Annotated in this window: 8 protein-coding genes; 6 read left to right on the top strand and 2 right to left on the bottom strand. The window is 73.0% G+C overall.

Going from position 1 to position 8,324, the window contains the following annotated elements; translation table 11 throughout:
• Nucleotides 1–221: 221 nt before the first annotated feature.
• Entirely contained in the window at nt 222–722 is a 501-nt protein-coding gene (locus ACFUJR_RS38025) for a GNAT family N-acetyltransferase (protein WP_383179844.1), read from the bottom strand.
• A gap of 46 nt (nt 723–768) precedes the next feature.
• On the opposite strand from ACFUJR_RS38025, the gene ACFUJR_RS38020 reads away from it, so the two are divergent.
• Entirely contained in the window at nt 769–1,665 is an 897-nt protein-coding gene (locus ACFUJR_RS38020) for a TIGR01777 family oxidoreductase (protein ID WP_383179847.1), read from the top strand.
• A 164-nt stretch (nt 1,666–1,829) separates the two neighbouring features.
• Nucleotides 1,830–3,173, top strand: coding sequence for an NAD(P)/FAD-dependent oxidoreductase (locus tag ACFUJR_RS38015; protein WP_383179850.1), 1,344 nt, complete (start codon nt 1,830–1,832; stop codon nt 3,171–3,173).
• A 46-nt stretch (nt 3,174–3,219) separates the two neighbouring features.
• Here ACFUJR_RS38015 and ACFUJR_RS38010 read toward each other — a convergent pair whose 3' ends face one another.
• On the bottom strand, nt 3,220–4,698 hold the full coding sequence (locus tag ACFUJR_RS38010; protein WP_383179854.1) for a regulator: 1,479 nt from the start codon (nt 4,696–4,698) through the stop codon (nt 3,220–3,222).
• 298 nt (nt 4,699–4,996) lie between these two features.
• Between ACFUJR_RS38010 and lipB the strand changes: the two genes are divergently transcribed.
• The 4 genes from lipB (at nt 4,997) to ACFUJR_RS37990 (ending at nt 8,234) form a co-directional block, all read left to right on the top strand.
• Complete coding sequence (gene lipB, locus ACFUJR_RS38005; RefSeq protein ID WP_383179857.1) at nt 4,997–5,857, top strand: lipoyl(octanoyl) transferase LipB; 861 nt, start codon at nt 4,997–4,999, stop codon at nt 5,855–5,857.
• Between the two features lie 118 nt (nt 5,858–5,975).
• A complete protein-coding gene (lipA, locus tag ACFUJR_RS38000; RefSeq protein ID WP_383179860.1) occupies nt 5,976–6,944 on the top strand; it encodes a lipoyl synthase in 969 nt (322 codons plus the stop codon).
• Nucleotides 6,945–7,306: 362 nt separating this feature from the next.
• The gene (locus ACFUJR_RS37995) at nt 7,307–7,519 is read left to right on the top strand and encodes a hypothetical protein (RefSeq protein WP_383179863.1); all 213 of its coding nucleotides are present in this window, start codon (nt 7,307–7,309) and stop codon (nt 7,517–7,519) included.
• A 10-nt stretch (nt 7,520–7,529) separates the two neighbouring features.
• Nucleotides 7,530–8,234, top strand: coding sequence for a DUF4191 domain-containing protein (locus ACFUJR_RS37990; protein WP_383179866.1), 705 nt, complete (start codon nt 7,530–7,532; stop codon nt 8,232–8,234).
• Nucleotides 8,235–8,324 lie beyond the last annotated feature (90 nt).

Here is an 8,324-nt window from a genome sequence, read left to right as displayed (position 1 = left end):
TCTTCTGTCTTCACACACCGATGATCACCGGTGGCCGCACCCGTGCCCGGACCCGCCCCGACCAGCAAGATCGCGATCTACAGCTGGAGTACTAGGGGTCGGTGCTACGAACGGGCCACCGGGGCCTGATCCGGCGGACGGCATGCCAGGGCCTGATCCGGCGGACGGGACGCTGGGGCCTCATCCGGCGAACGGGATCCCCGGGGGCCTGTGGGCCGTCCCTAGGGTGCGACCGAGCGGCCCATCAGGACGTCGTCGACGTACGCGCCGTCCAGGAAGAACTCGCCGGGCAGGACGCCCTCCACCACGAAGCCCTCGGAGGCGTAGAGCGCGCGGGCGGGTTTGTTGTGGCCGAGGACGCGCAGGGTGATCCGCGTGCAGCCCTGGCGCCGGGTCTCGTCGAAGGCGGCCCGCAGCAGCGCGCGGGCCACGCCCAGGCCGCGGGCGCTCTCGGCGACGGCGAGTCCCTGGATCTGGCGGACGTGCGCGTTGCAGGCGAGCGGGGTGGGCGGCACGAGCCGCAGATAGCCCACCACGTCCGGCCCCCGCTGCGCGACCAGGAAGTCCTCGGGCCGGTGCCGGTCGTCGAAGAACGGCGCGTACGGGGGCTCCGGCGGCGGGAGCACGGCGTGCAGCGGCGACCAGGTGGCGCGGTCCAGCTCCGCCAGCGCGTCCCCGTCGGCGGCGAGAGCCTGTCGTATGTGCGTCTCCGGCGCGATCATGTCCGCCACTGTGCCACGTCCGGACCGGGGAGGGCAGGATGTCCCCATGCAACGCTCGCGCATCGCCGTCACAGGCGCCTCAGGACTCATCGGCACGGCCCTGGTGCGCTCGCTGCGCGCCGACGGCCACCATGTCTGCCGCCTGGTTCGGCGGCCCGCCCGGACCGCGGACGAGATCGAGTGGGACCCGGCGCGGCTGTACGTGGACGCGGCGGGGCTCGTCGGGGTCGACGCGGTCGTGCACCTGGCGGGCGCGGGCGTCGGCGAGCGCCGCTGGACCGAGGCGTACAAGAAGGAGATCCGCGACAGTCGCGTGCTCGGTACGCGCACGATCGCGGAGGCCCTGGCCTCACTGGCCGACCCGCCGAAGGTCCTGGTGTGCGGCACGGCGCTCGGCTACTACGGCGACACGGGCTCGCGCGCGGTGGACGAGAGCGCGCCCGCGGGCGAGGGCTTCCTGCCGTCGGTCTGTGTGGAGTGGGAGGCGGCGGCGGCCCCCGCCGAGGAGGCCGGGATCCGGGTCGCCTACGCCCGCACCGGACTCGTCGTGGCCGCCGAGGGCGGGGCGTGGGGCCGGCTCTTCCCGGTCTTCCGCGCCGGGATCGGCGGGCGGATGGGCGACGGCCGGCAGTACTGGAGCTTCATCTCGCTGCACGACGAGGTGGCCGCCCTGCGGCATCTGATCGACACCGACTCCCTGGCGGGTCCGGTGAACCTGACGGCCCCCGAGCCGGTGACCAACCGGGAGGTGACGGCGGCGATGGGCCGGGTCCTGCGCCGCCCGACGCTCCTCACGGTCCCGGCGCCGGCGCTGCGCCTGGCGCTCGGGGAGTTCGCGGTGGATGTGCTGGGCAGTCAGCGGGTGCTGCCGAGCCGCCTGTTGGAGTCGGGGTTCGATTTCGCCTTCCCGACGATCGACGAGTCGATCCGGGCGGCCGCCTGACGCCACGCGGTGCGACCCCGTGCTGCGTGCACCCCCGCGCGCGCCGCTGGCGCGGGCCCGTACGAAGCCCCAGGCTGGCATGCCCTGAATGCGAACGCGGGCATTCCGGGGGCCGGTTGGGGGCATAGGCCTCCCACCAGCCGCGCCGACCTGGGGAGGGGCACGTGCTCAGTACCGCACGCCACAAGGACGTCGTCACGGACGTCGTCATCGTCGGGGCCGGGATCGCGGGGCTCGCGGCCGCCCACATGCTGACCAGCGCCGGGCTCGGCGTCACGGTCCTGGAGGCCCGGCCACGGGTCGGCGGCCGGCTGGCCACCGACGACATGGAGGGCTTCCGCCTCGACCGGACCGGGCCGCTGCTCACGGCCTCGCACGCCGAACTGCTCCGGACGCGGGGCCTGGAGGGGGTGGCGCTGCGGCCGTTCGCGCCGGGGGCCCTGGTGCACAGCGACGGTCGCTACGCGAGGGTCGGAGAACCGTTCCCGCACCCACGTCGGCGCTCCACCCACACGCCCTGGCGCGTAGGGGGAGCGTTCAGTGTGGCGCGCGCCCTCGCGAGCGCCCCTCGCAATCCGGCCGCCTCGCTGGACCAGGCGCGGCTCGGTGCCTCGCTGGCACGGCTCGCGGCGACGCCCGCTCAGCGCCTGCTGGCCCGGCCGGAGCGGACGGCCCGCGAGGCCCTGGCGGCCCGGCTGCCGGCGCGCACGGTCCAGGGGGTCGTACGGCCCCTGATCGCGGCGCTGCTCGGCGATCCCGACCTGACCACGTCCAGTCGCTACGCCGACCTGGCACTGCGCGCGTTCGCACGCGGGCGGCTCTGCGTGCCGGAGGGCGGGGCCGGCTCGCTGCCGGAGCTGCTCGCCGCGTCGCTGCCGCCGGGGACGGTGCAGACGGGCGTCCGGGTCACGGACGTCGCGATCAACCGGGTCGAGACGGCGGAGCACGGAGTCTTCGGCTGCCGTTCGGTCCTGCTGGCGACGGGCGCGCGTACGGCGGCGGAGTTGCTGCCTGGGCTGCGCGTACCCGGCTTCCACGCGCTCACCGTGCTGCATCACACGGCCCCTGAGGCACCCGCACCCGACCCGGTCCTGATTCTGGAGTCCGACCCGGGCGGCCCGGTCGCGCACACGGCCGTCATGAGCGCCGTCGATCCCACGCGGGCACCCGCGGGCCGGGTCCTGGTCACCTCGACGGTTCTGGGCACCCCGCCCGACGACGCGGAGCGCCGGGTCCGCAAGCACCTCGCGACCCTGTACGGAACGTCGACGGACGAGTGGGAGCTCCTCGCCCTGCACCACACCCCCGAGGCGATCCCCGCGATGCCTCCGCCGCACGACCCCCGTCGCCCGGTCCGTCTGCTCGCCGGTCTCTACGTCTGCGGCGACCATCGCGACACGTCCACGCCCCAGGGGGCCCTGACCTCAGCCCATCGCGCGGCGCACGCGCTCCTGACGGACCTGGGCGTCCGTGTGCCCCGGAGTGCCCCGGCGGAGGCGGCGGCGTAGAAGTGCCCGGCCGGCCGGGCGGGACCGCCGGCAGGCACGCGGGGCGTCAGCCGATCGCCGCCACGCGGTCGCGGTAGACACGGACCGCGGCCGCGTCGCGGTACGGCTCCAGACGGCGTTCGAAGTCGCGGACGTACTCGAGCGCGCGGGCCGAGCGCATCTCGGAGGCCTGCTGCGCCGCCTCCGCGCCCAGCGCGCACGCCTGGTCCAGTTCGCCGAGGCCGAGGCGGGCGGAGGCGAGAACCACCCGGCAGAAGAGGCGGCTGCGCGCGAAGCCCGGGGCACGGAGCTGGAGGGAGCGTTCGGCGTGCTGCGCCGCGGCCCGGTACTGCTGGAGGTCGCGGTGGCAGTGCCCGAACTCGTCGGCGAGCTGCGCCTCGTCGAAGGGGCGCGCCCAGTACGGCACGTCGTCCCCGGGCCTGGCCGCCTCCAGCGCCCGTTCGGCCCTGGCCAGCGCGGCACCGCACGCCCGGGCCTCGCCGAGCACCCCGTGCCCGCGCGCCTCCACGGAGTGCAGCAGGGCCTGGACGACGGGCGGTGCGGCCGAGCCGACGCCCTGCTGTGCGACCCGGGCCAGCTGCACGGCCTCGCGCCCGTGGCCGAGGTAGACGGCCTGCCGGCTCATGGTGATCAGGACGTACGAGCCGTAGGCCCGGTCCCCCGCCGCCTGCGCGAGCCGCAGAGCCTGGACGAAGTACCGCTGGGCGAGTCCGTGCGCCGCGATGTCGTACGAGGTCCAGCCGGCCAGTCTCGTCAGGTCGGCCGCCGCGGCGAACAGGCGGCGGCCGACGGTCTCCCCGTAGACGCCGCGCAGCATCGGCTCGGCCTCGTGCTCCAGGTAGCGCACGAGGGCCTGGCGGGCGTGGCCGCCGCCGTACGCGTGGTCGAGGGTGCGGAACAGCTCACCGACCGAGCGCAGCGCGGCGATGTCGCCGCTGGAGACCCGCTGCCCGGGCCCCCGGTCCGTGCCGCGCTGCCGGGGCACCGAGAGCCGGCCCTGGTGCGGCACGCGGGGGTCCTGCGCGAGCCTGCCGTCCGCGCCGAGCCGCCCGTTCGGCGTGGCGCTCTCGCTCCGTGCCACCCGGTCGTCGGCCCGGCCGATCAGCCAGTCGCGGCTGGGGACGACGAGCCCCGCCGGGGTGAAGGCGATCTTGCGCAGCTCCGCGTGGCTGCCGGAGTCCTTCCGCCACAGCCCGCTGACGATGTCGACGGCCTCCTCGGGTGTCGCCGCGAACTCGAGACCGGCGTACACGGGGGCGCAGGCGTCCAGACCGAGGTCCTGCGCGGAGAGGCGGCGGCCCAGGCGCCGGGTGAAGACCTCGGCGATCAGGGCGGGCGTGGTGCCGCGCGGCTGCTGACCGCGCAGCCAGCGGGTCACGGAGGTCTTGTCGTACCGCAGGTCGAGTCCGTGCTCCAGACCGAGCTGGTCCACCCGTCTCGCCAGTCCCGCGTTGGAGAATCCGGCCTCGGCGATGAGCGCGGCGAGCCGACGGTTCGGGATGCGCTGCGGGGGTCGTTCCGTCATCAGCTGTGCGGTCTCCTGCCTTCCGGGCCCAGGTGGAAGCCCGTGCGGACCCTCATGGAACGGCGTGAATTTAGCGGCCCTCACCGCCGATACCGCCTCCTTCGCCCCACATTCATCCGATCGTGTGAGGATCGGGGCCGTGGCTGACCGACGGGTCCCCGTGCCGGGCCCCCCGCACCTGCCGGACCGGTGTCCGTCACGCCGCCGTACAGTGGCATGGGCGCGAATGACGCATGGTGCCGAGCCGCCCCGGGACGATCCCCGGACCCGGCCACGGCGCCCAGGAGGAGGCACTGCCGTGAGTGAGCTGCGATTCGTCCGTCTGGGCTTCGGCGACGACGCCGTCGAGTACCAGGTGGCCTGGGACAAGCAGCGCGAGGTGCACACCGCCCGGTTCGCCGACGAGATCACCGACACCTGTCTGCTCCTGGAACACCCGCCCGTGTACACGGCGGGCCGGCGTACGGAGGAGAGCGAGCGCCCCCTGGACGGGACGCCGGTCGTGGACGTGGACCGCGGTGGAAAGATCACCTGGCACGGCCCGGGTCAGCTCGTCGGCTACCCGATCATGAAGCTTCCCCGTCCGGTCGACGTCGTCGCGCACGTGCGCCGTCTGGAGGAGGCGCTGATCCGCACGGCCGCCGAGTTCGGCGTGGAGACCACCCGGATCGAGGGCCGCAGCGGCGTGTGGGTGCTGGGCGACCCGGTGGAGCAGCGTCCGGCGCATCCGGAGGGGGTTGCGCGCAGCGGTTCCGGCGAGGGTGGTGACGGGCGACGGGAGGGCCTCTCGCTGGACTTCGACCCGCGGCTGAGCGACCCGGAGTTCGACCCGCGGCTCAACGGCCCTGAGTACGCCCCGTCCAACGCCGGTCAGCGCCGCGAGGACCGCAAGCTGGCCGCGATCGGGATCCGGGTCGCCAAGGGCGTCACCATGCACGGCTTCGCCCTGAACGTGAACCCGGACAACGCCTGGTTCGACCGGATCATCCCCTGCGGCATCCGGGACGCGGGCGTGGCCTCGCTTGCGAGCGAGCTGGGCCGGGACATCACGATCGAGGAGGTCCTGCCGGTGGTCGAGAAGCATCTGCGCGCCGTCCTGGAGAACGCGGAGCCGAAGCCGCGCCCGGTCGAGCGCGGGACGGCCACCACCTCCGCGTAGGGAATCGCGCGGGGAATGCCGGGCTCTGGCCACAGGTTGCCCAGGCGTAAACAAAACCGTACGAACAACGGGCGTACCCTGGTGTGCGCCGAAGAATCGAAGCTACAGGGAGCCGGTCGTGTCCGCAGTCGCACCCGACGGACGCAAGATGCTGCGCCTGGAGGTCCGTAACGCCCAGACCCCCATCGAGCGCAAGCCCGAGTGGATCAAGACCCGGGCGAAGATGGGCCCCGAGTACACGAAGATGCAGGGGCTCGTGAAGAGCGAGGGCCTGCACACGGTCTGCCAGGAGGCGGGCTGTCCCAACATCTTCGAATGCTGGGAGGACCGCGAGGCCACCTTCCTCATCGGCGGTGACCAGTGCACGCGGCGCTGCGACTTCTGCCAGATCGACACGGGCAAGCCCGAGGCGCTGGACCGTGACGAGCCCCGCCGCGTCGGTGAGTCGGTCGTCACGATGGACCTGAACTACGCCACCATCACCGGCGTCGCGCGCGACGACCTGGAGGACGGCGGCGCCTGGCTGTACGCGGAGACCGTGCGCCAGATCCACCAGCAGACGGCGGGCCGCGCCGACGGCCGTACGAAGGTCGAGCTGCTCGCCCCCGACTTCAACGCGGTGCCGGAACTCCTGGCGGAGGTCTTCGCCTCCCGCCCCGAGGTCTTCGCGCACAACGTGGAGACGGTGCCGCGGATCTTCAAGCGGATCCGTCCCGGCTTCCGGTACGAGCGTTCGCTGGACGTCATCACCCGGGCCCGTGACTACGGTCTGGTCACGAAGTCGAACCTGATCCTCGGCATGGGCGAGACCCGCGAGGAGATCAGCGAGGCGCTCCAGCAGCTGCACGCGGCGGGTTGCGAGCTCATCACGATCACGCAGTACCTGCGCCCCTCCGTCCGGCACCACCCGGTCGAGCGCTGGGTGAAGCCGCATGAGTTCGTGGAGCTGAAGGAGGAGGCCGACGAGATCGGCTTCTCCGGTGTGATGTCGGGCCCGCTGGTCCGGTCCTCGTACCGCGCGGGCCGGCTCTACCAGCAGGCGATCGAGAAGCGCGGCGCGGTCGACAACGCCACGCAGGCCGTCTGAGGGCATGACGTGACCGGCGTTGCGCGCCGCCGCGTGACCGGCGCGTGATCGGTGTGCGCGCCGCCGCGTGATCGGCGCGCGATCGGCGTGTGAATTCACGCACAAGAAGTTACCGGCCGGTAGTGGCTGATCCGGCGCGACCCGTACACCCCCGCAGGTCAGCGGGCCGTACGGGTCGCGTCCGTGTCCCCGGGTGCGTGCAGATGGCCGCATCAACGTTTCATCAGTGTTTGACCACCGGGTCACGCACTGGTAACACCAGTCTGTGAGCCTGGTTTCACTCACCGCACACCCCGTCGTGAGCGCCGCACTCGCACCACCCCCCACCTCGTCTCATCCACGCTTGAGGGAGGACCCCCGCCATGCAGGCCGCGACCCACGTCCGTGCCACCGCCATCCCGTCCGTCACCGAGGCCCTGAAGGCCGTCGAGGCCCTGCTGCTCGCCGGAGGGCAGCGGACGGCCCGCCGGAACGCCTGGAACTCGGTCCTGGAGGACCGCCGCCGGGCCAAGGACCGGGTCGAGGCCCAGCATGTGATGGAGGCCGTGGCTGGCCGCGCTTCCCGGGCCACGTAAACTTCAGGACATGGCGAGGAAGGCAAACACGGGCAGCGGTGACGCTGCGAACCAGGGGCGACTGAAGCAGATCGCCCTCACGTACAAGATGACCCGAAAGGCCGACCCGAAGGTCGGACTTGTCGTCGCGGGCGTGGGCATCGTCGTACTCGGTGTCCTCCTCGCGATCGGCTTCCTGATCGGGCACCCGGTCTACCTGGGCATCCTGGGCTTCATCCTGGCGCTGCTCGCGATGGCCATCGTCTTCGGACGACGTGCCGAGCGCGCGGCCTTCGGGCAGATGGAGGGCCAGCCGGGCGCGGCTGCCGCGGTGCTCGACAACATCGGGCGCGGCTGGACGACGACCCCGGCGATCGCGATGAACAAGAGCCAGGACGTCGTGCACCGCGCGGTCGGCCGGGCGGGCATCGTGCTGGTGGCCGAGGGCAACCCGAACCGGGTGAAGCCCCTGCTGGCGGCCGAGAAGAAGAAGATGGCCCGCATCGTCGTGGACGTGCCGGTGACCGACATCATCGTCGGCAACGGCGAGGGCCAGGTGCCGCTGAAGAAGGTCCGCACGACCATGCTGAAGCTGCCGCGCGTGCTCTCCGGCCCCCAGGTGACGGCGGCCAACGACCGGCTGCGGGCCATGGGCGACCTGATGAGCAACATGCCGCTGCCGAAGGGTCCGATGCCGAAGGGCATGCGGATGCCGCGCGGCGGAAAGATGCGCTGACCTCCGACGGAGGACTCCTCCACGACGAAGGGCGCCCCCAAAAACGGTTGGTTCCAGGGGCGCCCCTCCTCGTGCGGGTGTCCGTCGTTG

Source organism: Streptomyces sp. NPDC057271 (genome assembly GCF_042668715.1).
In the GTDB taxonomy this organism is placed as follows: Bacteria; Actinomycetota; Actinomycetes; order Streptomycetales; family Streptomycetaceae; genus Streptomyces.
The sequence above is the reverse complement of the archived record's forward strand: the minus strand, read 5'-3'. Positions and strand labels throughout refer to the sequence as shown.